Source organism: Aquitalea magnusonii (assembly GCF_002217795.2).
GTDB lineage: Bacteria > Pseudomonadota > Gammaproteobacteria > Burkholderiales > Chromobacteriaceae > Aquitalea > Aquitalea magnusonii_B.
Genome location: NZ_AP018823.1, coordinates 4,803,516 through 4,827,834, shown reverse-complemented (window position 1 = coordinate 4,827,834; position 24,319 = coordinate 4,803,516). Strand labels below are relative to the sequence as shown.

At 59.2% G+C, this 24,319-nt stretch carries 23 protein-coding genes; 8 read left to right on the top strand and 15 right to left on the bottom strand.

Annotation, left to right across the window (positions count from 1 at the left end; all coding sequences use genetic code 11):
• Positions 1-129: 129 nt before the first annotated feature.
• From DLM_RS22795 to DLM_RS22780, 4 genes are read right to left on the bottom strand one after another with little or no spacing between them, the layout of a single operon-like run.
• A complete protein-coding gene (locus tag DLM_RS22795; RefSeq protein ID WP_089084421.1) occupies positions 130-702 on the bottom strand; it encodes a YceI family protein in 573 nt (190 codons plus the stop codon).
• Between the two features lie 21 nt (positions 703-723).
• Positions 724-1,275 carry a YceI family protein gene (locus DLM_RS22790; protein ID WP_089084420.1) on the bottom strand — a complete coding sequence of 184 codons (552 nt, stop codon included), beginning with the start codon at positions 1,273-1,275 and terminating at the stop codon, positions 724-726.
• Between the two features lie 25 nt (positions 1,276-1,300).
• On the bottom strand, positions 1,301-1,846 hold the full coding sequence (locus DLM_RS22785; protein ID WP_089084419.1) for a cytochrome b: 546 nt from the start codon (positions 1,844-1,846) through the stop codon (positions 1,301-1,303).
• A complete protein-coding gene (locus DLM_RS22780; RefSeq protein ID WP_089084418.1) occupies positions 1,833-2,300 on the bottom strand; it encodes a MarR family winged helix-turn-helix transcriptional regulator in 468 nt (155 codons plus the stop codon). The genes DLM_RS22785 and DLM_RS22780 overlap by 14 nt, the downstream gene beginning before the upstream one ends.
• Before the next feature lie 252 nt (positions 2,301-2,552).
• Between DLM_RS22780 and moaA the strand changes: the two genes are divergently transcribed.
• The 6 genes from moaA (at position 2,553) to DLM_RS22750 (ending at position 10,304) form a co-directional block, all read left to right on the top strand.
• On the top strand, positions 2,553-3,527 hold the full coding sequence (gene moaA / locus DLM_RS22775) for a GTP 3',8-cyclase MoaA (protein ID WP_089084470.1): 975 nt from the start codon (positions 2,553-2,555) through the stop codon (positions 3,525-3,527).
• Positions 3,528-3,624: 97 nt separating this feature from the next.
• The gene (locus tag DLM_RS22770) at positions 3,625-4,812 is read left to right on the top strand and encodes a cell division protein ZipA C-terminal FtsZ-binding domain-containing protein (protein ID WP_089084417.1); all 1,188 of its coding nucleotides are present in this window, start codon (positions 3,625-3,627) and stop codon (positions 4,810-4,812) included.
• 55 nt (positions 4,813-4,867) lie between these two features.
• A complete protein-coding gene (gene ligA / locus DLM_RS22765; RefSeq protein ID WP_089084416.1) occupies positions 4,868-7,294 on the top strand; it encodes an NAD-dependent DNA ligase LigA in 2,427 nt (808 codons plus the stop codon).
• A gap of 10 nt (positions 7,295-7,304) precedes the next feature.
• Positions 7,305-8,744 (top strand): tetratricopeptide repeat protein, encoded by a 1,440-nt coding sequence (locus tag DLM_RS22760; protein WP_089084415.1) that lies wholly within the window; start codon positions 7,305-7,307, stop codon positions 8,742-8,744.
• 81 nt (positions 8,745-8,825) lie between these two features.
• Complete coding sequence (galU, locus tag DLM_RS22755; protein WP_089084414.1) at positions 8,826-9,695, top strand: UTP--glucose-1-phosphate uridylyltransferase GalU; 870 nt, start codon at positions 8,826-8,828, stop codon at positions 9,693-9,695.
• A 66-nt stretch (positions 9,696-9,761) separates the two neighbouring features.
• Complete coding sequence (locus DLM_RS22750) at positions 9,762-10,304, top strand: hypoxanthine-guanine phosphoribosyltransferase (RefSeq protein ID WP_089084413.1); 543 nt, start codon at positions 9,762-9,764, stop codon at positions 10,302-10,304.
• A gap of 70 nt (positions 10,305-10,374) precedes the next feature.
• On the opposite strand, the gene DLM_RS22745 is transcribed toward DLM_RS22750, so the two are convergent.
• From DLM_RS22745 to DLM_RS22705, 9 genes are all read right to left on the bottom strand, one after another.
• Positions 10,375-11,838: an amidase gene (locus DLM_RS22745; protein ID WP_089084412.1), complete on the bottom strand. Its 1,464-nt coding sequence runs from the start codon at positions 11,836-11,838 to the stop codon at positions 10,375-10,377.
• Positions 11,839-11,964: 126 nt separating this feature from the next.
• Entirely contained in the window at positions 11,965-13,287 is a 1,323-nt protein-coding gene (locus tag DLM_RS22740) for an MFS transporter (RefSeq protein ID WP_197715474.1), read from the bottom strand.
• A gap of 624 nt (positions 13,288-13,911) precedes the next feature.
• On the bottom strand, positions 13,912-14,850 hold the full coding sequence (ylqF, locus tag DLM_RS22735; RefSeq protein ID WP_089084410.1) for a ribosome biogenesis GTPase YlqF: 939 nt from the start codon (positions 14,848-14,850) through the stop codon (positions 13,912-13,914).
• Between the two features lie 3 nt (positions 14,851-14,853).
• Positions 14,854-15,066 carry a DUF3820 family protein gene (locus DLM_RS22730; protein ID WP_089084409.1) on the bottom strand — a complete coding sequence of 71 codons (213 nt, stop codon included), beginning with the start codon at positions 15,064-15,066 and terminating at the stop codon, positions 14,854-14,856.
• A 355-nt stretch (positions 15,067-15,421) separates the two neighbouring features.
• Entirely contained in the window at positions 15,422-15,760 is a 339-nt protein-coding gene (locus DLM_RS22725; RefSeq protein ID WP_089084408.1) for a DUF4870 family protein, read from the bottom strand.
• Positions 15,761-15,769: 9 nt separating this feature from the next.
• Entirely contained in the window at positions 15,770-16,384 is a 615-nt protein-coding gene (locus tag DLM_RS22720; RefSeq protein WP_089084407.1) for a hypothetical protein, read from the bottom strand.
• Positions 16,385-16,717: 333 nt separating this feature from the next.
• A complete protein-coding gene (locus tag DLM_RS22715; protein ID WP_089084406.1) occupies positions 16,718-18,337 on the bottom strand; it encodes an electron transfer flavoprotein-ubiquinone oxidoreductase in 1,620 nt (539 codons plus the stop codon).
• A gap of 105 nt (positions 18,338-18,442) precedes the next feature.
• A complete protein-coding gene (locus tag DLM_RS22710; RefSeq protein ID WP_089084469.1) occupies positions 18,443-19,633 on the bottom strand; it encodes a CaiB/BaiF CoA transferase family protein in 1,191 nt (396 codons plus the stop codon).
• Positions 19,634-19,813: 180 nt separating this feature from the next.
• A complete protein-coding gene (locus tag DLM_RS22705) occupies positions 19,814-21,001 on the bottom strand; it encodes an acyl-CoA dehydrogenase (protein WP_089084405.1) in 1,188 nt (395 codons plus the stop codon).
• A 200-nt stretch (positions 21,002-21,201) separates the two neighbouring features.
• On the opposite strand from DLM_RS22705, the gene DLM_RS22700 reads away from it, so the two are divergent.
• Positions 21,202-21,975, top strand: coding sequence for an IclR family transcriptional regulator (locus DLM_RS22700; protein WP_089084404.1), 774 nt, complete (start codon positions 21,202-21,204; stop codon positions 21,973-21,975).
• A 63-nt stretch (positions 21,976-22,038) separates the two neighbouring features.
• Here the strand turns inward: DLM_RS22700 and DLM_RS22695 are convergent, their stop codons facing one another.
• Together DLM_RS22695 and argB are read right to left on the bottom strand one after the other, a co-directional pair.
• Positions 22,039-22,473: a CBS domain-containing protein gene (locus DLM_RS22695; protein WP_089084403.1), complete on the bottom strand. Its 435-nt coding sequence runs from the start codon at positions 22,471-22,473 to the stop codon at positions 22,039-22,041.
• A 155-nt stretch (positions 22,474-22,628) separates the two neighbouring features.
• The gene (gene argB / locus DLM_RS22690) at positions 22,629-23,501 is read right to left on the bottom strand and encodes an acetylglutamate kinase (RefSeq protein WP_089084468.1); all 873 of its coding nucleotides are present in this window, start codon (positions 23,499-23,501) and stop codon (positions 22,629-22,631) included.
• A gap of 165 nt (positions 23,502-23,666) precedes the next feature.
• On the opposite strand from argB, the gene DLM_RS22685 reads away from it, so the two are divergent.
• The gene (locus DLM_RS22685) at positions 23,667-24,311 is read left to right on the top strand and encodes a TetR/AcrR family transcriptional regulator (RefSeq protein ID WP_089084402.1); all 645 of its coding nucleotides are present in this window, start codon (positions 23,667-23,669) and stop codon (positions 24,309-24,311) included.
• Positions 24,312-24,319 lie beyond the last annotated feature (8 nt).

The window sequence follows — 24,319 nt, the reverse complement described above, 5'->3', positions numbered from 1 at the left end:
CCAAGCGCCTGCCGCATGCCGCTCTGCACGCATCGCTGCCACAGGATGCCCGGCAGTTGAACCACCGCTCCTTGCATGCAAAAAGCCCGCATGACGCGGGCTTTTGGTATCTGGCTATTGCTTAGCCGCTTACTGTGCCTTGACGGCTTCGATGGCCACCTTCAGGGTCACATCATCCGCAATCGCCGGCAGGAAGGTCTTCATGCCAAAGTCGCTACGCTTGATGGTGGTTTCGGCATTGGCACCGTAGGTTTCCTGGCCGCTCATCGGGTTCTTGCCGCCACCGAAGTTGGTAACGGTCAGGGTAACCGGCTTGGTCACGCCCAGAATGGTCAGGTTGCCGCTGACGGAGGTCAGCTTGTCGCCAGCAAACTTCAGGTCGGTGGACTTGAAGGTGATGGTGGGGAACTGGGCGACATTGAAGAAATCCTTGCTCTTCAGGTGGTTGTCGCGAGCCGCCAGGTAAGTTTGCAGGGAGTTGGTATCGATCGTGATATCCACACTACCTTTCTTGGCTTCGGTATCCAGCACCACGGTACCGGCAGTCTTGGTGAACACACCGGACTGCACCGAGAAGCCAAGGTGGCGTACATCATACTGGGCTACGGTGTGGGTCGGATCCACGCTATAGCTGACCGGAGCAGCCAGAGCGGCACCAGCAAAGGCGGAAAACGCAGCAGCGAACAGGACTTTCTTCATCATGACTTCAACTCTCCAGAGTGTTTATTTGCCGGCCGGAATGGCCACTTTGAACTTGATTTGCACTTCATCGGCCACTGTGCCGGTATCGGCCCAGTCACCTTCACCAATCTTGTAGGCCAGGCGCGACACCGGCAGCACCCCTTCCACCACCGTCAGCGCGCCTTCCTGGCGTGCGGTAAAGGCGGCGTTCACATCACGGGTCGTACCCTTGATGCTCAGCTTGCCAGCCACCTGCAACTTGCCGCCGCCCAGGTTCTTGATGCTGCTGCTGACAAAGCGCGCGGTCGGAAATTTGGCCACATTGAACCAGTCCGCCTTCTTGGCTTCGCCCACCGCCTCTGCCGTAGGCAGGCTGATGCTGGCGGTATCAATGCTGATATCTGCCTTGCCGGCCTCGGGCTTTTTCAGGTCCAGCACCACATTACCGCTGAATTTCTTGAAGCTGCCGGTAACCGGCACATTCAGCTGTTTCATGGTGAAGTTGATCTGGCTCTTGCCTGCATCCAGCGGCGCGGCCTGCAACAGGGGAGCAGCCAGCAACAAGGCAGCCGGAATCAGTTTCAGTTGTTTCATGCTCGTTCTCACTTGCGATATCGGTTTATTGACGCGGGCCACGCAGACTCATGCGGAACAGCATGCCGTCCTTGTCGATCACATGATGCTTGATGGCGGCAAGTACATGCCCCACCACACAGGCTGCCATCAACCAGTTCAGGGTCTCATGCACCACTTTGAGCGTGGCAGCCAGTTGTTCGTCCTGGGCCACCAGGTTCGGCAACTGCACCAGCTTGAACAGCACCACCGGGAAACCATAGGCCGAACTCATCAGCCAGCCGGTAAACGGCACGGCAAACATCAGCAGGTACAGCGCCAAGTGCCCGCCGTGCGCCAGCACCCGCTCAAGGCCGTTCATGTGCGACGGCAATGCCGGCGGGCGCTTGAGCACACGCACCAGCAGGCGTACCACCACCAGTGCCAGCACGGTGATGCCAGCCCATTTATGCCAAGCGATGTATTTGAACTTTGCCGGCGATAGCGGCATGTCCGAGACCACCAGCCCCCAGATGAAAGTGCCAATGATCAGTCCGGCAATCAGCCAGTGCAATACGATGGCGGGGACGGCATAACGTTCATTCAATTTCATGTTTCTTCTGCTCCAAAACCTGGTTAAAGGCTGCACGCAAACGCGCCAGTTGCTGACAGAGCACCTCCATATCGGCTGGATCCAGCAAGTCGAACGCGGTTTTCATATAGGCAATATGCGCCGGGAAAACCTGCTGGAACAAAGCGTCACCCTGTGGTGTCAACGCCACCATCACGCTGCGGCGATCCAGCTCCTGTGCACAGCGACTGACCATTCCCTTTTCGATCAACCGGTCTATCACCCCGGTCAGCGTACCCTTGGTGATCAGCGTTTTCTCCGACAGCTCTTTGCAGCTCATGCCTGGGGTATTGCCCAGTGTCGCCACAACATCAAATTGTGGCGGCGTGAGATCCATCTGGCGGATATGAAAAGCGGACAATTGCTCAAAGGCCTGGAAAGTCCGGGCTAACTCGCGAATGACCGACAGGGACAGCTCCTTTTTTGCATGACTCATTACGTCAACCTTTTGTTCGAACAAGTATAGTTCGCGTTAGAACAATATGGCAAGTCATACGAGAACAGTTCTCGTATTCACCAACAAAAAGTCCACAAGTCTGCCATGACACAGGAGGAAACGCAGTTGACTCGCACAAACGAAAATAATTCCTGCTATCTGTCAGGAAACGTGAATTGACGCTATTCTGAACACTATCCATCTCCCCATAACAGGACCTTCGCGTCTTCAATCCGGTTGCCCACCATGAATATCCTGCAGGATCGCTTTGGCCGCAGCATCGACTATCTCCGTCTGTCGGTGACGGACCGTTGCGACCTGCGCTGCAGCTACTGCATCCCCAAGGGCTTCAAGGACTTCGAAGAACCGGAAAACTGGCTGACCTTCGATGAAATCGAACGGGTGGTTGCCGCCTTTGCCCGGCTGGGAACCCGCCGGGTCCGCCTGACCGGCGGCGAACCCTTGCTGCGTCGCAACCTGCCCCAACTGGCCGCCAGACTCTCGGCCCTGCCCGGCCTTGAGGACCTTTCACTCAGCACCAACGCCACCCAGTTGGCACGGCACGCCGTCGCACTGCAGGCCGCCGGGGTAAAACGGGTGAATGTCAGCCTGGATTCCCTGCGCCGCGAGTGCGTCAACAGCATTACCGGTCGCGACAGTCTGCCGCAAGTCATGGCCGGCCTGCAGGCCGCACGCGCTGCTGGGCTGGCACCCATCAAGATCAATATGGTGGCCATGAAAGATGTCAATGAGACCGACATTGAAACCATGGTGGCTTTCTGCATTGAAAACGGCTTCATCCTGCGCCTGATCGAAGCCATGCCCATGGGTGAGAGCGGCCGCAATACCGGCTTTCTGGATTTACAGCCCGTACTGGAACAATTACGCCAGCGCTTTGGTCTGTTGCCACAGCACAGTGAACTGGGCGGTGGCCCGGCACGCTACTGGCGCAGTGTGGATGGCAGCTTCACACTGGGACTGATCACGCCGATCTCACAGCATTTCTGTGCCAGCTGCAACCGTGTCCGCCTGTCCGTGGACGGCACGCTGTACATGTGTCTGGGCCAGGAGGAGCGTTTTGAACTGCGCCCCTTGTTACGGGCCGGCATCAGTGATGAGCAACTGGAAATGGCAATCCGCAGCGCCATCGAACTCAAGCCGGAACGACACGAATTTCGCGAGAAACCGGGCAAACTCATCCGTATCATGTCGATGACAGGCGGCTAATGCGCTCAAATGCAGCGACTTTGCGCCAGCGATAGCCTGCAACAGCCCGCTTTCGTTATACTATTGGCAAATTATTCGCCTTAACGCGGACGGCCTAATGAGCGAATTGCAGATCGGTGTACTGATATTGGGCGTGGCAGTGATCGCCCTGGTGTTCGGGTTCAATGTTTTTCAAGAGTGGCGCTTTCGCAAGAAAACCAGTCAGGCTTTCGCACGCCCTCATGACGACGTATTGCTGAACGTACCCAAAAACAATGTGCGGGATGGTGCGCGCCATGACCGGATGGAGCCTGTGCTGGCAGACAGCACCCATGTGCCCGCCGGCTACGACGATGAGCCATTCGAGCCGGAAATTCCGGAAGACACCACGCTGACCATGCCGCCTCCGGTTGAGCGCCCGGCACCAATCCCGGAGCCCATGCCCCTGCCACCGCGCGAGGATGAGGACAGCAATCCGTTCGAATCCGCCGATCACCAGGCCCTGGTCGCCGCCCTGCTTGATCCCTCGCTGGACTTCATCGCCGAGGTGGTTTTCCACGAGCCGCACGAACTGGCCGCCATGCCGCGCTTTAATGTCGGCAAGCGCACCCACATCATTGGTCGCACCGAAAAAGGCTTGTGGAAACCGGCAGAAGCCGTACCGGGAACGCGCTACAAACAGATTAACATCGGCATGCAGATGGTGGACCGCAGCGGTTCGGTCACCGAGCAGGAACTGGCCGGTTTCTGCCAGCAGGTGTCGCACTTTGCTGAAGAACACGATGCTGCGGTCAGCTTTCCGCAGCGCCAGCAAAAACTGGTGGCAGCCCGTGAGCTGGACCGGTTCTGCGCCGATGTGGACGTGCTGATCGGCATCAATGTGGTGCCGCGTGTTGCCGTAGAAGGCACCCGTCTGCGCAGCTTCGTCGAGGCCGGCGGCCTGCAACTGGAGCCGGATGGTGCCTTCCATTATCTGGCAGACTCTGGCAATACCCTGTATTCGCTGATGGCCGCCGACCAGATGCCCTTTACCTTCCACACCCTGCTGGACAAGTCCTTCCCGGCGCTGACGCTATTGTTCGATGTGCCGCGCGTGGCCGGTGGCGTGGAGGTGTTCGACCGCGCCGTCCTGTTTGCCAAGCAACTGGCGGTGGAATTTGACGCCCAACTGGTGGATGACAACCGTCGCGTGCTGTCCGATGTGGGACTGTCGCGCATCCGCGACCAGTTGGTGCATATTTACAGCAGCATGGATGACCGGGGCATTGCCCCCGGCAGTGTTGCCGCACTCAGGCTGTTTGCCTGACACTCGCTGCACACAGGCCGGCACATGCCGGCCTTTTTCTGTTTGAGATCATCTGATGAGCACCCACGACCTTGCCTCCCGCGCCAGCCAGCTACGCCAGTTGCTAAACCGCTACGGACACGAATACTACGTGCTGGATACCCCCAGCGTACCGGATGCCGAATACGACAGGCTGTTCCGTGAATTACAGCAACTGGAAGAACAATATCCGCAACTGAAAACCCCGGACTCCCCCACCTTGCGGGTAGGCGGCAAACCCCTGCCGGAATTCAGCCAGCTCACCCACCGTGTCCCGATGCTATCGCTGGGCAATGCCTTCTCCGACATGCAGGTGGATGACTTTGACTTGCGCCATGCGGAATTGATCCAGTTTGACGAGCGTATCCGCCGCGAACTGGACGAAGCCGACATCGCCTATGCCACAGAACCCAAATTCGATGGCCTAGCTATCAGCCTGCTGTACCGCGATGGCGTGCTGGAGCAGGCGGCGACCCGCGGTGATGGCATTACCGGCGAGAACGTGACGGACAACATCCGCACCATCCATGCCATCCCGCTGAGCCTGACGCTGGCCAATCCGCCTGCCGTGCTGGAAGTGCGTGGCGAGGTCCTGATGCTCAAGAGCGATTTTGAACGCCTGAATGCCGAGCAAGTGGCGCGCGGCGACAAAACCTTCGCCAACCCGCGCAATGCCGCCGCCGGCAGCCTGCGCCAGCTTGATTCACGCATTACCGCACAGCGCCGGCTGTCTTTTTACGCCTACGCCATCGCACAGGTGGAAGGAGCAAGCTGGCCTGCCACGCATGCTGCGGAGATGGAATGGCTGCAACAATTGGGCTTCCCGGTCGTGGAAGCAGACTTGCGCCCGGTAGTGCAAGGGGCCAGCGGACTTGCCAGCTATTACGAAACCGTGCTGCAACGGCGTCCAGGACTCCCCTTCGAAATCGATGGCGTGGTTTACAAAGTCAACAATCGCGCTCTGCAGCAAGAGCTGGGCTTTGTCTCGCGCGCCCCGCGTTGGGCCATCGCCCACAAATTCCCCGCAGAAGAAGCGCTGACGCTGGTGGAAGCCATCGAAGAACAAGTAGGCCGCACCGGTGCCATCACCCCGGTGGCCCGCCTGCAGCCTGTATTTGTCGGTGGCGTCACCGTCACCAATGCCACCTTGCACAATGAAGATGAAGTACGCCGCAAGGATGTGCGTGTTGGCGACACCGTCATCGTGCGCCGTGCCGGCGATGTGATCCCGGAAGTGGTGTCCGTGGTACTGGAGCGGCGTCCCATGCAGCCAGCCGCAGGTGGCGATCTGTTCAGCCAGGGCGAAGAAGCACAATACCCAGCCTATCGCTTGCCCACACACTGCCCGGTTTGTGGCAGCCATGTGGTGCGGGAAGAAGGGGAAGCCATTGCCCGCTGCTCAGGCGGCTTATCCTGTCGCGCCCAGCGCAGCCAGGCCATCCAGCACTTTGCTGGCCGTCGCATGATGGATATCGACGGACTGGGTGAGCGTTACATCGACAAGCTGGTGGAGTATGGCTATGTACACAGCGTGGCCGATTTGTACCGGCTGACGCTGCATGATCTGCAAGAGATGAAACGCCGTGCCGATGAAGACGATGGCGTCACGCCGGAAACAGTCAAGAATGGCAAGATCGCCAGCAAATGGGCAGAAAACCTGCTGGTCGGCATTGCCGCCAGCCGTACCCCGCCGCTGGCACGGCTGCTGTTTGCGCTGGGCATCCGCCATGTCGGCGAATCCACCGCCAAAACGCTGGCCGACTGGCTGGGCTCGCTGGCGCTGATCCGGCGCGCCCCGGCGGCGCTGTTTGCCGCCCTGCCGGACATTGGTGCCGTGGTAGCCCAGTCGCTGGCAGATTTCTTTGTCGAAGAGAACAACGCCGCGGCACTGGATGCCTTGTTGCAGTATGTGAGCCCGGCAGACGAGCATGCACCCTCAGCCAAACTGGCCGAGCGGCTGGAACCCGCGGTCCTGCTGGCGCGGCTGAACATCCCGCGCCTGACCGAGGTACGCAGCCAGCAACTGGCCGCACAAGTCAGCGGGCTGGAGCAACTGGCGCGCATGGAGCGCCGCCAGTTGCTGCTGTTGCAACTGCCCGCAGAAGTGGTAAACGCACTGGCCGACTGGCTGGATGTCCCGACCCAGCGCAGTGGCCTGCAAGCACTATCTGCCTTGCGCGACCAGATTCTGGCGCAATTGCCATCCGAGACGGCAGCCGCCCATCCGCTGTTCGATGGCAAAACCTTCGTCCTCACCGGCACCCTGCCCACGCTGTCACGCGATGCAGCCAAGGCGCTGATTGAGGCGGCGGGGGGCAAGGTGGCGGGCAGCGTATCGAAAAAGACCCACTTTGTGGTGGCTGGTGCCGAAGCAGGCAGCAAGCTGGCCAAGGCCGAGGAGCTGGGCATTGCCATTCTGGATGAAGCCGGCCTGCAAGCCATGTTGCAGCAAACCGCGGACTGAAAGGGACATCATGCGCGAAACGGCATTCGACCGCGGCAACCGCCTGGCGGCTGCAGACCAGCAAGAACAGGCCATTACCGCCTTCAGCGAATGCCTGCAGCACAATCCACAGGACTGGCAAGCATTGTTCAACCGTGGCACGGCCCGGATGCGACTGAAACAATACCCGCAGGCACTGGAAGATTATCTGGCGGCAGCCGCGCTCAATCCCTCGTCCAGCAATATCAAATGCAACCTGGCCGTGCTGTTGAAAGAGCTGGGCGAACTGACGCTGGCAGAGAACCTGCTGCTGGAAGTATTGCAGGCCGAGCCACAGCATGCCGAGGCCTGGAGCAATCTGGGCGTAGTGCTGCAATACGCGCTGCGCTATGACGATGCCGTGGTCTGCCACCAGAATGCCCTGCAACTGGCCGGCCCCAGTGGCGGACGGCTGAACAATCTGGGCAATGCCCTGAGCTGCGCCTTGCGGCTGGATGAGGCGGTCAGTGCGTATCGGCAGGGCCTGGAACTTCAGCCAGACGATGCTTACCTGGCTTTCAACCTGTCGGTCGCCTTGTTGTTGCAGGGCGAGTATCGCGCCGCCTGGCCGCTGTACGAACAGCGCTGGCGCACCATCATGCAGCCGCGCTACCGCGAACATGCCTGGCAAGGCCAAGTGCTGGGTGAGCAGCACTTGCTGGTGTGGGCCGAACAAGGACTGGGCGATACCCTGCAAATGGCACGCTTCCTGCCCGTGTTGCGCCAGCAGCACCCAGACGCCCGCATCACCCTGGCCTGCCAGACGGCCTGCCTGCGCTTGTTCGGGCAGTTGGAAGGCATTGACCTGGTGCCGCTGGAAGATGCCCCGCCATCCCACGACTGGCAGATTCCGCTGATGTCCTTGCCGCTACGGCTGGATGTCACCCTGGACACCTTGTCCGACCAACCCTATCTGCGTGCCGATTCCACACTGTGTGCCGCGCAGGAGCAATGCTTGCCAGCCAGACAGGCCGGCCGCCTGCGGGTGGGCATTGTCTGGGAAACCGGTAGTTGGGGCGTGGGCATTGCCGACCATGGCCGCCAGAACAAATCCATTCCGCTCGACGCGTTTCTGCCCTTGTTGGACAATCAAGCCGCCGATTTTGTCTCCCTGCAGTTGGGTGCATTGCCTGCAGCACTGCAAGGCAGGGTATACACTCCGGCAATTGGTGATTTTGCCGATACTGCCGCCATCGTGAATCAGCTGGATCTGGTCGTCAGCGTAGACACCTCGGTGGTGCATCTTGCCGGCGCGCTGGGCAAGCCGGTGTGGGTATTGATGCGGGCGGAAAGCGCCCCTTTTTTCATGGCCAGCGGCGAAACCTCGCCCTGGTACGCCGGCATGCGCATCTGGCGCCAGGAAACCCCAGGTAACTGGCCGCCACTGATTGACAGCGTGGCAAAAACGCTGCGTCAGTTGCCACGGGATTGAGTTGTTGTTTGGAGAGGCGCGCAAGTCAGGATAGAATGCGCGCCAGTCAGAAATATTTTCAATTGAAGACTTTTTACGACGATGAAAAAAATCAGCAAAGCTGTATTCCCGGTTGCCGGACTTGGCACTCGTTTTTTGCCGGCCACCAAGGCCAGTCCGAAAGAAATGCTGCCCGTCGTGGATAAGCCGCTGATTCAGTACGCAGTGGAAGAAGCCATTGCCGCCGGCATCACCGAGCTGATTTTCATCACTGGCCGTAACAAGCGCTCAATCGAAGACCATTTCGACAAAGCCTACGAGCTGGAAACCGAACTGGAAAACAAGAACAAGCAGAAACTGCTGGACACCGTCCGCGGCATCATTCCGCCATCGGTCAGCTGCATCTACATCCGCCAGACTGAAGCACTGGGCCTGGGGCATGCGGTACTGTGCGCCCGCCCCGTGGTCGGAGATGAGCCCTTTGCCGTGATTCTGGCCGATGACCTGATTGATGGTGAACCGGGTGCGATGGAGCAGATGGTCAGCTTGTTCGACACCACCCACAGCTCCATCCTGGGGGTGGAAACCGTGGCACGGGAAGAAACCAGCTCTTATGGCATTGTTGAAGTAAACAAAGATAGCCATGGCCAGCAGCGCGTGGTCAGCATCGTGGAAAAGCCGCACCCGGACCTAGCCCCATCCAACCTGGCCGTGGTGGGTCGCTACATCCTGACGCCACGCATCTTCGATAAATTGCTGAATACCACGCCGGGGGCCGGTGGAGAAATCCAACTGACCGACGGCATTGCCGCGCTGCTCAAGGAAGAAGCCGTACTGGCACTGCCCTTCAAAGGCACCCGTTACGACTGCGGCTCCAAGCTGGGCTATCTTAAAGCTACGGTCAGCTACGGTTTGAAGCACCACGAAGTAGCCGAAGAATTTTCAGCCTACCTGCAACAACTGCAGGGCTGAACCCGATATTTTCCATCACGCCGCTCCAGCGACGGAGCGGCGTTTGCATTTTCCTGAGGAGTCAACATGCCCAACATTGCCGAAGCTCGCGGACTGATCAATAGCTCGGACATTCTGTTCACCGCAGAACAGGTAAGCGCTGCCGTCGATCGCATGGCGGTGGAAATCACCGAGAAACTGGGTGAAACCTATCCGCTGGTTCTGTCCGTCATGGGCGGTGCCGTGGTATTCACCGGCCAGTTGCTGCCCCGGCTGAATTTCCCGCTGGACTTCGACTATGTGCATGTTTCGCGCTATGGCGACAAGACCCACGGTGGCGAGTTGGTATGGAAGCAGGCACCGAAGGAAGATGTACAAGACCGCGTGGTACTGGTGCTGGACGATATCCTGGACGAAGGCCATACCATGGCCGCCATCCGCGACAAGGTAATGGGCATGGGTGCCAAGGAGTTCTACAGCGGCGTATTCGCCAACAAGCTGATCTCCAAGGAAAAGCCGATTGCCGCTGACTTCGTTGGTCTGGATGTTCCGGATCGCTACGTGTTTGGTTACGGCATGGACGTGCGCGGTGCCTGGCGCAATCTGCCGGCCATTCACGCCCTGAAATAATTCGCCCACCATTGGCAGGCAAAATGAACCGCGAGCGGCCCAGCCCCTCGCGGTTTTTTCATCCGCCGGTCTAGCGGGCAGCCGTCGGCAACAAATCCGGCACAATGGTTTGCACCCAGCGCCGTTGTTGATCGTAAGCATGCGCCAGTTGCAATACCGCGCTGTCCGCCCGTGGTCGTCCGATGAGTTGCAGCCCCATCGGCAGACCATTGCTGCCAAAACCGGCAGGTACGTTCATCACCGGCAACCCGGCCATGGTCGGGCCAATCACCACTTCCATCCAGCGGTGATAACTGCTCATCGCACGCCCGGCAATCATGCGCGGCCAGGTCTGTTCCAGGGCAAAAGGATAAACCTGGGCGCTCGGTAGCAGCAGGAAATCGAAGTCATCAAACATGCGCAATACGGCACGATACCAGTCACTGCGGATACGGGACGCGCGATAAACATCCAGTGCGCTCAGTTGCAATCCACCCTCAACTTCCCACTGCAGCTCCGGCTTGAGCTGGCTGCGCCGCACGGGATCCTGATAATCAGCATACAGGCTGCCCGCCATCAGCCAATGGCGATGCACTTCCCAGCTTTCCCACAACAGGGCCGGATCAAAGCCCACGCAGCTACTCTCCAGTTGACACCCCAGGCTGCGGAAATCCTGCCATGCCTGCTCACACTGCGCCATGATGCCGTCTTCCATGGGCAGGTAGCCGTTCCAGTCGCCCAGCCAGGCGATGCGACAGCCATGGAAGTCACGCTCCAGCGCCTGATCCATCCCGCTCAGACCACTGGCCAGCGGAGCGCGCAGATCCGGGCCTGCCTGCGTTTTGAGCAGCGCCAGGATATCTGGAACATTTCGCCCCATCGGTCCTTCAGTAGCCAACTGCTGCAAAAACAGCTCCGGGGCCGGCCCCAAGGGTACAGCGCCCCAGCTTGGACGAAAACCGAAGACATTATTGAAAGCGGCGGGATTGCGTAGTGAGCCCATCATGTCGCTACCATCGGCTACCGGCAGCATGCGTAAGGCAAGCGCCACAGCCGCCCCACCACTGCTGCCCCCGGCGGATAGCTGTGGGGCATAGGCATTGCCGGTGGCACCGAATACCGCGTTATAGGTGTGCGAACCGGCACCAAACTCCGGCGTATTGCTCTTGCCGATGACAATGGCCCCGGCTTGGCGCATGCGTTGCACCATGATTCCATCGTGATCGGTTGTCTGGTCACGGTACAACATTGAACCCATGGTGGTAGGGATGCCCTGCGTCGCGGACAGATCCTTGATGGCCTGCGGCATGCCATGCAGCCAGCCACGCGACTGGCCCTGCGCCAGCTCCTTGTCGCAACGGGCCGCCTGCTCCAGCAGCACTTCAGCCGGCTGCAGTGACACCAATGCATTGACGCTGGGGTTCAACTGCTCGATGTGATCAAGATAAGCGCGCATCACTTCCACACAGGAATAATCACGCTGATGGATGGCTTGCGATAACTCAAGCGCCCCCAGGGCGACGATGGGGTGAAGCACGGCACTTCTGGCTAGCATGTTGGCTCCCGAGAAAAGTGAATATGGCGGCAAGTCATCACCGTCAGCGGCCATGTGCCGACATCACATGGCCTGATCGGTTGATTGAACAAACTGGGAATAACAGGATGACGCTGGGCCACGCGGTCAGTGGGGAGGCTGGCCAAGCGGGATCGCCGGCAGCGCGTCGTCACCGGTGACAGCGCGCCCGCGAGGCAGGAAATAGCAGGCCAGCACCCCCAAGGCGGTAGACAATAGCAAGTAGTAGACCGGAGCAATCGGTGAGCCGGTGCTACCTGCCAGCCAAGTAACAATGAAGGGGGCAAATCCACCAAATATCATGACGGCCAGGTTGTAACCGATGGAAACCCCCGTGGAACGCACCTTGACCGGAAACAACTCGGACATCGCCGTCGGAGCCGGGCCATAGCTCAAGCCCAGCATGGTGCAGAACAGCAGTTGCACCACCAGCAATCTCTCAATACTGGGGGCTGCCGCCAGCCAGGAAAAGCCGGGATAGACCAGCAGCAACAGGCCAAAATAAGGCCACAACAGCAGCGGGCGCCGCCCGATCCGGTCGGACAAGGCCCCGGATAACGGGATCAGCAAGGTCATCCAGGCAACAGCCAGCATCTGAATGGCAAACGCCTGATCCAGCGGCAAGCCGAACTGACGATGTACATAGGCCGGCATGTTCACCAGCAATACGTAAAATGCGGCAGTGCCAGGAATGGTCAGCCCGATGGTCAGCAGAATATGGCGATGATTGCGCTGTAGCTGCCCGCCGAGGCTACCATCGCTGGCTTCCTCCGGGGAGGCTGCAACAAAAGCCTCGGTCTCATCCATGTAGCGCCGGATCCACAGCCCGACCGGTGCAATCAACAAGCCAAGCAAAAATGGCAACCGCCAGCCCCAGCTTTCCAGTTGGCCCTGATCCAGATTATGCGTGATCAGCGCACCCATGCCGGCACCGCCCAGGATGGCCAGCATCTGCCCAACCAGTTGCCAGGAGCCATACAGGCCACGCTGAGCAGGCGGTGCAGTCTCCACCAGAAAAGCGGTAGCACTGGCGTATTCACCACCGGTGGCAAAGCCCTGCAGCAATCTGGCAATCACGATCAGCACGGGGGCGGCAATACCGATGGCGGCATAGGGTGGCGCGCAGGCAATCAGCAAGGAAACCAGTGCCATGATGGCCATGATGAGCTGCATGGCTGCCTTGCGCCCTTTGCGATCCGCATAGATGCCCAGCAACACGCCGCCAACGGGACGCATGAAGAAACCGACGCCAAATGTAGCCGTCGCCATCAGCAGGGAGATGAATTCATTGCCGTCTGCCGGGAAAAACAGCTTGGAAATGATGCTGGTCATGAAGCCGTAGACAATGAAGTCGTACCACTCCAGGGTATTACCGATCACAGCTGCAATGATCTGCCGCTTGCGGGAAACCGGTTTGTGTAAGCTGTTCACCTTGCCCTCCTTGTCGACGAACTGGTTTGCCACCGACCACCTGTGAAATTTGTTTTGATCAGTACGTGTGGCAGACGAAATAGTCCTGCAAGGTAGACGAGGGAGAGAGTAAAGAGCTACTGTCCGCTTTGGCAGCACACTGGCATAGAGGCCAGTCCGCCCGATGGATGCTGGCAAGGCTTGCCACACACAAGGCATGAGCAAAACGGAAATACAGGGTAGCTGGCCATGCTTAGCGCCAACATCCGCCCAGAATGCAGTCGACTGATGGGATGAGCTGCAGGCAGCAGCCAAGCCAGCTTGCGCCGCAAAAATACCGCCTTGTCTGCAAGTGGACTGGCAGCTTCATGCGGCAGTTGGCCGGCGGCAAAACTGGCGGGCAAGGTAAAGAGAGGCGGACTAGTACCACTGTCCATTGAGCTGGCATGGCCGGATATTCCGGTCGGAATATGCCAGGCACACCGTATCACAGAGCAACAGAAACACCGCGCGGCTCAGCACTAAAGCACGAGCATGTCGGGTGATCATCCGCTTCAGAACGAATATCCAGACCGGATAGCGCCATGCTCCTGACGACATTCTGCGCTATCCAGTTCAGTTATCGGCAAACCACTATCACGCTTGTTAGCCGCGTGAAGCATGCTTGCGCTTTTCCTTTTCGCTGAGCATGGCCTCGCGCGCGGCAGCCTTCTGGGCGGCCAGTTCCTTGGCGCGCTTTTCCCACACCACCCATTCTTGCGGGCGTTCCAGCGTGATGCGGCCGGTATTGCCATCGCGAAAATCGGTCAGCACGATTTCAGCTGCTTTCTGGATATTGACGCGACCGCCGCCCAGCATGGCACCACGCTTGCGGCCAATCATTTCCAGCACCTGCCAGTCCTGCAGGCCGTCCACCTCGTCCAGCTTGTAGCGGGCGGTCAGTTCGGGGACATAGTGTTGCAGCAGGTATTTGAGCAACTCCAGCGACACTTCTTCCTCGTCCATGGCATTGCGGCCAACGGCACCGCTGGCGGCCAGATTGTAGCCACCCTCCTCCACTTCGATCTTGGGCCACAGCATGCCGGGGGTGTCGTACAGCTCGACGTCATCGGCCAGGATGATGCGTTGCTCGTTCTTGGTGACACCAGGCATATTGCCGGTCTTGGCGATCTTGCGGCTGCTCATGCTGTTGATCAGCGTGGACTTGCCGACATTGGGAATACCGCAAATCAGCACGCGCAGCGGCTTGTCCAGCCCGCCACGGTTAGGTGCCAGCTCGCGACAGGCGGCCACCAGCTTTTGCGAGGGCGCGCGTTCGCCGGCATCCAGGCCAATGGCCTGGGTCTGCTTTTTGGCGCGATACCATTCCAGCCACTGGCTGGTGATGGCGGGGTCGGCCAGGTCTTGCTTGTTGAGGATCATCAGGCGCGGCTTGCCCTTGGCCATGCGCGCCAGCATCGGATTGGCGCTGGACGCCGGCAAGCGCGCATCCAGCATTTCGATGACCACATCGATTTCTTTCAGGCGCTCCATCACATCTTTGCGCGCCTTGTTCATGTGGCCGGGAAACCATTGAATTGCCATGCTTTAACGCTTTCTTAACGGGTCCAGTAAATAACTCAGTCCATTGTGGTCTATCTCCTGCATCAATTGCAGCAGACGACCGATTTCCCCCTTGGGGAATCCTTCACGGGCAAACCAGTTGAGGTAATTGCCGGGCAAATCACAAATCAGTACGCCCTGGTGTTTGCCAAAGGGCATGGCGGTGGTAACCAGACGCTGCAGATCTTCTTGTTGCATGCTTTCAGACCGGACTGAAGGAGGCGCATTGTGCCAAAGGCAGCTATTTTACGCCACAGCCTTGTTTTGTCGGACTTTTATTGTCGAGTTGCCGCATTTGACCTGCGACAAGTGCCGTTGTCATTTTTCTGTTGAAAACCGGCACGGACGGGATAGCATGGTGGCCATTCGTTACCGGGGTCTGGTCGGTTCCGATTGCGACCGCAATACGAAGTCAGTCATGTGATAGCGACGTAGGTTCTTTGGCGCATTCGCCATGTCAACGCATGGTTCGGCATGGCAGCAGGCTGTGGCCTGCTTGCGTGCTCAGGGCCTCTTTGGGCAGCCGGCTCTGGTTGCCCTTCTTTTTTGCCCGCTAGACAGGCAGCGGCTTGCCGTCATTCAAGGCCAGAATGCCGCGCAGCACCCGGTACAGGCACCACAGCCAGGTTAGCCCCAGAATGACAAAGCCGACCAGTATCCATACCAAGGCATAGCCCAGCACGGTTCCGAGCAGGCAGAACCAGAAGGTGCGGATCTGCCAGTCAAAATGGCTTTGGTACAGCGTTCCGCGACACTCATCGCGCTTGAGATAATTGATGATTACCGCCACCACCATGGGCAGGCCGGTAAACAGGCTGATGCCTTGCAGGATATACACCAGCAGGGTGAGGTTGTTCAGCCGGCGCTCGTCGTCGCGGGTGGATAAATCCATGTTTGTCTTTCAGTTGCTGGCCGGGGCCTGCAGACGCTGCCACAGCGGCTGCAGACGGTCGCGGCACTGTTGGGCCGCCAGGCGCGACGCCATGAACAAGGACTGCATGCCATGCGCCACACCAACCATGCCGCTCATGCGCTGACGGCTCCAGCCCTGCAAGATGCCGGGGCTGCGCTGCGGCGCAGTCAACAATACCGGGGCAGCACAAGGCAGTGTCAGTTGCAGTTGCTCGGACAGCACTTTCAGACGGCGGTTGGCCTCATCTAGCTGGCTTAGCTCCGGCAAGGTCACTGCAACGTGGCTCAGCTCCAGCACGGCAATACGTGCGGCGAGCCAGTCGGTTTCATCGGCAAAGCGGCTGGGTGAACATGCGCTCTTGATGCGCAATGAGGACAACAGCATGGCCAAGGCACGAATATCAGGCAGCAAGGACTCCAGTACCGGGGTGGCGGCCGCCTGGTCATGCTGTTGCAGGGTGCGATACAGGCGGTCCGCTGCGGGCGCGACGCTGTTGGCCAGGGCCTCACCATCGGTCAACAGGGTTACGGACCATACGGCACCGTCCAGCACCAGATTGGCGCTTTCTCGGGCGATCTGCCTTGCATCACTGACTTCATTCATGACCTGGATCTCCAGTCTGGTTGCCTGGGTAGGTCCGGCGTCTGCTTTGTCTGGAAATAACAAATGCCGCCGGATTGACCGCGGCGGCATTGTTCGGGATTCTGTGTTGTCCTGTACTTTTTCCTAGTCCAGAACCACCCCTTGGAGCCGCCGTGGTGTGCGGTACCAATAAAAGTAGGTGGTAAAGACTGCGGAGAAAGAATTCATGCCGACCATCCTGCCAACAAGGACAGTGGGCTGTCAAGGCGGAATGCAAGAAATCGTTGCATTGCACAAAAAAACCCGGCCAAGGCCGGGTTTTTGCAACAGTCCGGCCAAACGGCCAGCATCTGCTTACATATTGGGATAGTTGGGACCGCCACCACCTTCCGGGGTACACCAGTTGATGTTCTGGCTGGGGTCCTTGATATCACAGGTTTTGCAATGCACGCAGTTCTGCGCATTGATTTGCAGACGCGGGCTGCCCTCTTCCTGACCGACAATTTCATACACACCAGCCGGGCAGTAGCGCTGCTCGGGTGCGTCATACTTGGCCAGGTTGAAGCTGATCGGCACGCTGGCATCTTTCAGTTTCAGGTGCGGCGGCTGGTCTTCGCTGTGATTGGTGTTGGAAATGAACACCGAGGACAGGCGGTCGAAGGTCAGCACCCCGTCCGGCTTGGGATAGTCGATGCGCGTGCATTCACTGGCCGGGCGCAGCGCTTCGTGGTCGGCATGCTTGTGTCGCAGCGTCCACGGGGCCTTGCCACGGAACAGGAAGGTGTCGATGGCCGAGTAGATCATGGCCGGCCACAGACCCCAGCGGAAGGACGGGCGGATATTGCGCACCTGGTGCAGTTCTTCATGCAGCCAGCTTTGCTTGAAGCTGGCGGAGTAAGCGCTTGCTTCCAGCCCCTGGGCTGCCGGATTGGCCTGCAGCAAGGCAAACACGGCATCGGCCGCCAGGATGGCGGACTTCATCGCCGTGTGCGTGCCCTTGATCTTGGGCACATTGAGGAAGCCGGCGGTATCACCCACCAGCAAACCACCGGGGAAGGTGAGCTTGGGCAGACTCTGGATGCCGCCTTCGGACAAGGCGCGCGCGCCATAGCTCAGACGACGGCCTCCCTCAAACACACCCTTGATGGCCGGGTGGGTCTTGAAGCGCTGGAATTCCTCGAACGGCGACAGGTAGGGGTTGGTGTAATCCAGACCCACCACATAGCCCACGACGACCTGATTGTCTTCCAGGTGGTACATGAAGGAGCCGCCGTAAGTGGCGGTGTCTACCGGCCAGCCCACGGTGTGGGTGATGGTGCCGGGCTTGTGGTGTTCCGGTTTGACTTCCCACAATTCCTTGATGCCGATGCCGTAGGTTTGCGGGTCGGCACCGTCACGCAGGCCAAAGCGCTCAAACAGCATCTTGGTGAGCGAGCCACGACAGCCTTCGGCAAAAATGGTTTGTTTTGCCCACAGTTCCATGCCGGGTTCGCCGGGTTGGTCGCCGTTCTTGCCGGTGCCCATGGCACCGGTGGCCACGCCCTTGACCGAGCCGTCGGCATGGTAAAGCACTTCGGCGGCAGCAAAACCGGGGTAGATTTCCACCCCCAGTGCTTCGGCCTGCTCACCCAGCCAGCGACAGAAATTGCCCAGGCTGACAATGTAATTGCCGTGATTGTGCATCTGCGGCGGAGTCGGCAACTGGATGGACTCGGTTTCCGTCAGGTAGAGGAAACGGTCGGACAGCGCCGGGGTATTCAGCGGTGCTCCTTTTTCTTTCCAGTCCGGGATCAGCTCGGAAAGCGCCCCGGTTTCGATCACGGCGCCAGACAGGATATGTGCGCCGATTTCGGAGCCCTTTTCCAGCAGACAGACACTGATTTCCTGGCCGTTCTGTTCGGCCACTTGCTTCAGGCGAATCGCGGCAGACAGCCCGGCAGGGCCGCCGCCGACGATCACCACGTCGTATTCCATATAATCGCGTTGCACCACATCTCCTTTGCGCCCGGAGGGCTGTCCTTATTAGCTGGCAGTCATCATGCAATGAAGCAGCCACGCTCGTCAAAATCAAACAAGCGTTTAAACGGTGCCTTGCTCACGCAGTGTGGCAATCCTGGCAGCGTCGTAGCCCAGCGCGCGCAGTACGTCGTCGGTATGTTCACCCAGTTTGGGAGGGGCCTGATTGTACTCGACTGGTGTGCCGGAAAGTTTGATCGGACACCCTACCAGGGGAACATTTTGCCCTACGCTGTCCTGCATGTGTATTTCCATGCCGCGATGGCGAATCTGCGGATCGCGGAATGCCTCGTCCACGGTATTGATCGGACCGCACGGCACACCGGCTTCATCCAGTTGCTTGAGCCATTGTTCGCGGGTATTGCCCATGAAGGCCTCGGCCAGCAAGGGAACGATGCTGGCGCGGTGCTTCACCCGCTGCGGATTGCTGGCAAAACGTTCGTCATCCGCCAGTTGCGGCAGGCCGATCACCTGGCATACCGCACGGAATTGCTTGTCGTTACCGCAAGCCAGAATGAAATGGCCATCGGCACAGGCAAATACCTGGTAAGGCACGATATTGGCGTGGGCATTGCCCAGCCGCGGCGGCACTTGCTGGCCGATCAGCCAATTCATATTGATATTGGCCAAGGACGCCAGCGCGCAGTCAAACAGCGCCATGTCGATGTACTGTCCCTTGCCACTGCTCTGACGGGCAATGATGGCCGCCAGAATGGCATTGCTGGCATAGATGCCGGTGAACAGGTCGGTGACTGCCACGCCCACCTTGTGCGGCTCACCATCGGCCGGGCCGGTAATGCTCATCAGGCCGGACATGCCCTGCACGATGTAGTCGTAACCCGGCAGCTCGGCATAGGGGCCATCCTGACCGAAACCGGTGATGGAGCAATACACCAGCCGCGGATTGAGCTGGCTGAGGCTGTCGTAATCCAGCCCGTATTTTTTCAGGCCGCCCACCTTGTAGTTTTCAATCACCACGTCGGCATCGCGTGCCAGCGCGCGGACAATCTCCTGCCCTTCCGGCTTGGTGATATCGACAGTCACCGAGCGCTTGCCGCGGTTGGCACACAAGAAGTAGGCTGCCGTGCCATCCGCCAGGCTGGGCGGGGCCCATTGACGAGTGTCGTCACCGGCACCCGGGCGCTCGACCTTGAGCACTTCGGCACCCAGATCAGCCAGTAACTGACCCGCCCACGGCCCGGCCAGTACCCGGGAAAGATCCAGAACCTTGATGCCTGCAAGTGCGCCCGCCATGGTGTTCTCCTGATTCATTCGTTAGTGGCCGTCTGGCGGCCGGATGGACAGTGTCATGTGGCCGCTTAAGCAGCCACATGACACTGTTCACCAAAAAAAGGGCCCGGTAAGCACCGGGCCTCGCAAGGACAGACAGGAACCAACAACGGGGGCAGGTGGAGCCACACCCCCGCTGTGCTATCAGGCAAATGCCTGAATACCGGTCTGGGCGCGGCCCAGAATCAGGGCATGCACATCGTGCGTGCCTTCATAAGTGTTGACGGCTTCCAGGTTCATTACGTGGCGGATGACGTGGAATTCGTCGGCAATACCGTTACCGCCGTGCATGTCGCGGGCGATGCGGGCGATGTCCAGCGACTTGCCGCAGTTGTTGCGCTTGATCAGCGAAATCATTTCCGGCGCAGCCTTGCCTTCGTCCAGCAGGCGACCCACGCGGATGGCTGCTTGCAGGCCCAGCGCGATTTCGGTCTGCATATTGGCCAGCTTCAGCTGGATCAGCTGGGTGGCAGCCAGCGGGCGGCCAAACTGCTTGCGGTCCAGCGTGTACTGGCGCGCGGCGTGCCAGCAGAACTCGGCGGCACCCATGGCGCCCCAGGCGATGCCGTAGCGGGCCTTGTTCAGGCAACCGAACGGGCCTTTCAGGCCTTTCACGCCCGGCAGGATGGCATCTTCCGGCACCAGCACTTCGTCCATGACGATTTCACCGGTGATGGAAGCGCGCAGGCTGAACTTGCCGTGAATCTTGGGTGCCGACAGGCCCTGCATGCCTTTTTCCAGCACGAAGCCGCGGATTTCGCCTTCGTCATCCTTGGCCCATACCACGAACACATCAGCCACCGGGCTGTTGGTAATCCACATCTTGCTACCGGACAGGACATAACCGCCGTCCACCTTGCGGGCACGGGTTTTCATGCCGGCCGGGTCGGAACCGGCATCCGGTTCGGTCAGGCCGAAACAACCCACCCATTCACCGGTGGCCAGCTTGGGCAGGTATTTGTCTTTCTGTGCTTCCGAGCCGTAGGCCCAGATCGGGTGCATCACCAGGCTGGACTGCACGCTCATGGCCGAGCGGTAGCCGGAATCGACACGTTCCACTTCACGCGCCACCAGGCCGTAGGCCACATGGCTGAGGCCGGCACAACCGTAGCCGTCGATGGTGCAACCCAACAGGCCCAGCTCACCCATCTCGCTCATGATTTCGCGGTCGAAGCGTTCCTCGCGGTTGGCCGTCAACACGCGCGGCATCAGACGGTCCTGACAGTAGGCTTCAGCGGTTTGCTGAACCAGTCTTTCTTCTTCGGTCAGCTGATCGGCCAGCAGGAAGGGATCTTCCCAGGCAAAGGGTGCGCGGCTGTTGTTGGCGGCCATTGAGGTATCTCCTTGGTGAATTTGCTCCGCATAATTCCGCATTGCGGAATTGCGTTTTACATTGCAGAATAGACTAACAACTCCAAAATTGGCTGTAAAGCGTTTTCTTTTACCGACGCCGCAAGCAGGCTATCCTTGCCGCTCGCGCCAGGCCGCCAGCACCTGATGTTTCGGCCATTGATATAGAAATGAGGAATGCAATGCAGGAAGAAGATGACAAGGACCGACTGTTCGTCACCGCGCTGGCGCGTGGCTTGCAGGTGATGGCAGCGTTTCGACCGGGCGAGTCGGCACTGTCCAATCTGGAAATTGCCAAGCGCACCGGCCTACCCAAATCCACGGTATCGCGGCTGACCTATACCCTGACCACGCTGGGCTATCTGTCCCAGGACGAACACAGCGGTTTCTACCGGCTGGGCGTGGCACTGCTGGCACTGGGTTCGGTGGTGCTGGCCAGCTACGATATCCGCCAGGTAGCCGGGCCGCTGATGCGCGAGTTTGCGCTGGAGAACAATGTGTCAATCAGCCTGGCCATGCGCGACGGCACCGACATGGTTTACCTGGAAACCTACCGCAGCCAGTCGCGGGTCAGCGTGCAACTGACCGTAGGCTCACGCGTGCCGATTGCCACCACCGCCATTGGCCGGGCTTTTTATGCCGGGCTGCCGGAAAACGTGCGCCAGCAACTGAATGGCGAACTGGCCACACGCTATGGCGCACGCTGGCCGGAGCTGCAGCAACGGCTGCAACAGGCGATGGCGGAATACCAGCGCTGTGGCTACTCGGCCTCATTCGGCGAGTACGAGCCGGACGTGATGGCCGTGGGCGTACATCTGCCCTCGCCCACTCCCGGCCAGCCGCCGATGAGCCTGAACGCCAGCGGTCCGGCCTTTGCCTTCAGCGCCGAAGTGATGCAACAGCAAGTGGCACCCGCGCTGATAGCCTTGCGCCAGCGCATCGTGCCTGTAGCCTGATGTGTTACGCCAGATAGCAAAAGCCGCCCGCAGGCGGCTTTTTATTATCTGGCAGGCAGGGACTCAAGCGCTCTGGATGTAATGCACCAGATGATTGATGACCTGCGCCTGCTCCTGGATGGTGGCGTGGACCAGATCGCCAATCGACAGCATGCCCAGCACCGTTTTACCCTCCAGCACCGGCAGGTGACGGATGTGCTTTTCCGTCATCAGCGCCATGCATTGATCGGAATTCTGTTCCGGCGTGACATACACCACCTTGCTGGTCATGATGTCGCGAATGCGGGTGCCGGCAGAAGTACGGCCCTGCAGCACGATGCGCCGGGCGTAGTCCCGTTCGGAAAAAATACCCACCACCTCGCCGCCATCCATCACCAGCACTGCGCCGATATCATGTTCTGCCATTACCTGTAGTGCCTGAAATACGGTACTTTCCGGCGTGACGGTAACCAGCACCCGCCCGGATTTTTGCTCCAGCAACTGTCTGACTGTCTGCATTGCACCCTCCTCATCGGCCAAGAGAACCTGAAACAGGCTGTTTCAATACTATAGAACAAGTTTGATTAACAACATGGCTGGCGGCAAAGATGCAGCGGGCAAGAAAAAGGCCGGCGGGCAGTACGCCCCCGGCCTGGTCAATGCACTGCAATCAATCAGCTGGCGCGAATCATGGTACCCACGCCGTCATCGGTCATGATTTCCAGCAGCAGTGCGTGCGGTACGCGACCATCAATGATGTGTACGGTGTTCACGCCGCTGCGGGCGGCATCCAGTGCCGAGCTGATCTTGGGCAGCATGCCGCCGTGGATGGTGCCATCGGCAAACAGTGCATCCACTTGCTGGGCGGACAGGCCGGTCAGGAGCTTGCCTTGCTTGTCCAGCACGCCGGGGGTATTGGTCATCAGGATCAGCTTTTCGGCATGCAGGGTTTCCGCCAGCTTGCCGGCCACCAGATCGGCATTGATGTTGTAGGCTTCGCCATTGGCACCCACACCGATGGGGGCCACCACCGGGATAAAGTCCTGACGGTCCAGCAAGGACACCAGCGACGGGTCGATGCTGGAGATTTCCCCCACCTGACCGATGTCGATCTTTTCGTCACTCTCATCGCTGAGGAACATTTTTTCCGCGCGGATGAAGTGGCCGTCCTTGCCGGTCAGGCCAACGGCCTTGCCGCCATGGGTGTTGATCAGCGAAACGATTTCCTTGTTCACCAGGCCGCCCAGCACCATTTCCACCACGTCCATGGTTTCCTGATCGGTCACGCGCATGCCCTGGATGAATTTGCCTTCCTTGCCAACACGCTCCAGCAGCTCGTTGATTTGCGGGCCGCCGCCATGCACCACCACCGGGTTGATGCCTACCAGCTTGAGCAGCACGATGTCCTTGGCAAAGCCTTCCTTGAGCGCATCGTCGGTCATGGCATTGCCACCGTACTTGATCACGATGGTCTTGCCGGAAAAACGGCGGATATACGGCAGGGCCTCGGCGAGAACCAACGCTTTTTCAGCGGCATTTACAGACACAACGATCTCCTTCTGCAGAGTGAAGGCCGGAAGCGCTCCGGCCATGGGGCGACAATGTGTTGCATTCTAATCAATCAAACTACTGAACACTGATTTATTAATTGTCAGGATTGCAGCTTTACTCTACATTGCACGCCGTTAATGAATCATGATTCAGCTATATCCATGACCGAAAACAGCCCTATCACCCGCTGGCGCAGGAAAAAAGAAGCCCGTCCCGCCGAAATTCTGGATGCCGCCCTGGGCCAGTTTGTCGAAAAAGGCTACCGGGCCACTAAAATGGAAGACATCGCGCGTGCTGCCGGCGTTACCAAGGGCACGCCTTATCTTTATTTCCAGAATAAGGAAGAGATTTTCAAGGCGATTGCCCGTGGCACCATTGTTGCCAATTTGCAGCAACTGGCACAGGTCGCCAACGATTTTCCAGGCAGTACCAGCGCGCTGCTGCACCACATGGTCGAGCACTGGTGGCAGGAAGTGGGCTCTGGCCCTTCGGCTGGCCTGTGCAAACTGATGATTGCAGAGGCGGCCAACTTTCCGGAACTTGCGCAGTTCTACTTCGAGGAAGTCATCACGCCGAGCAACCAGATGCTCAGCATGGTGCTGGAACGGGGTATAGCCAGTGGTGAATTTCGCCAGGTGCCGCTGGCACATACCGTCGATGCGCTGCTGGCACCGCTGCTGAGCACCATGATTTTCAGCCACTCCTTCGGCCAACTGCCCGGCTGCTGCATCGGTTCTACCAAGGACCCACTCGGCTTTCTCAAGGACGCACTGGATCTGGTGCTGCACGGCTTGAAAAAAAACTGACAGGACAC

Excerpts from the sequence above, each read along its gene's own strand:
- DLM_RS22710 (WP_089084469.1), bottom strand. The coding sequence starts at position 19,633 with ATGGCGGGCGCACTTGCAGGCATCAAGGTTCTGGATCTTTCCCGGGTA.
- DLM_RS22730 (WP_089084409.1), bottom strand. The coding sequence starts at position 15,066 with ATGCAACAAGAAGATCTGCAGCGTCTGGTTACCACCGCCATGCCCTTT.
- DLM_RS22695 (WP_089084403.1), bottom strand. The coding sequence starts at position 22,473 with ATGCAGACAGTCAGACAGTTGCTGGAGCAAAAATCCGGGCGGGTGCTG.
- ylqF (WP_089084410.1), bottom strand. The coding sequence starts at position 14,850 with ATGGCAATTCAATGGTTTCCCGGCCACATGAACAAGGCGCGCAAAGAT.
- DLM_RS22705 (WP_089084405.1), bottom strand. The coding sequence starts at position 21,001 with ATGGCCGCCAACAACAGCCGCGCACCCTTTGCCTGGGAAGATCCCTTC.
- DLM_RS22780 (WP_089084418.1), bottom strand. The coding sequence starts at position 2,300 with ATGAGTCATGCAAAAAAGGAGCTGTCCCTGTCGGTCATTCGCGAGTTA.
- DLM_RS22760 (WP_089084415.1), top strand. The coding sequence starts at position 7,305 with ATGCGCGAAACGGCATTCGACCGCGGCAACCGCCTGGCGGCTGCAGAC.
- galU (WP_089084414.1), top strand. The coding sequence starts at position 8,826 with ATGAAAAAAATCAGCAAAGCTGTATTCCCGGTTGCCGGACTTGGCACT.
- ligA (WP_089084416.1), top strand. The coding sequence starts at position 4,868 with ATGAGCACCCACGACCTTGCCTCCCGCGCCAGCCAGCTACGCCAGTTG.
- DLM_RS22795 (WP_089084421.1), bottom strand. The coding sequence starts at position 702 with ATGATGAAGAAAGTCCTGTTCGCTGCTGCGTTTTCCGCCTTTGCTGGT.
- DLM_RS22700 (WP_089084404.1), top strand. The coding sequence starts at position 21,202 with ATGCAGGAAGAAGATGACAAGGACCGACTGTTCGTCACCGCGCTGGCG.
- DLM_RS22715 (WP_089084406.1), bottom strand. The coding sequence starts at position 18,337 with ATGGAATACGACGTGGTGATCGTCGGCGGCGGCCCTGCCGGGCTGTCT.
- DLM_RS22685 (WP_089084402.1), top strand. The coding sequence starts at position 23,667 with ATGACCGAAAACAGCCCTATCACCCGCTGGCGCAGGAAAAAAGAAGCC.
- DLM_RS22750 (WP_089084413.1), top strand. The coding sequence starts at position 9,762 with ATGCCCAACATTGCCGAAGCTCGCGGACTGATCAATAGCTCGGACATT.
- DLM_RS22725 (WP_089084408.1), bottom strand. The coding sequence starts at position 15,760 with ATGGATTTATCCACCCGCGACGACGAGCGCCGGCTGAACAACCTCACC.
- DLM_RS22745 (WP_089084412.1), bottom strand. The coding sequence starts at position 11,838 with ATGCTAGCCAGAAGTGCCGTGCTTCACCCCATCGTCGCCCTGGGGGCG.
- DLM_RS22785 (WP_089084419.1), bottom strand. The coding sequence starts at position 1,846 with ATGAAATTGAATGAACGTTATGCCGTCCCCGCCATCGTATTGCACTGG.
- DLM_RS22720 (WP_089084407.1), bottom strand. The coding sequence starts at position 16,384 with ATGAATGAAGTCAGTGATGCAAGGCAGATCGCCCGAGAAAGCGCCAAT.
- DLM_RS22790 (WP_089084420.1), bottom strand. The coding sequence starts at position 1,275 with ATGAAACAACTGAAACTGATTCCGGCTGCCTTGTTGCTGGCTGCTCCC.
- DLM_RS22770 (WP_089084417.1), top strand. The coding sequence starts at position 3,625 with ATGAGCGAATTGCAGATCGGTGTACTGATATTGGGCGTGGCAGTGATC.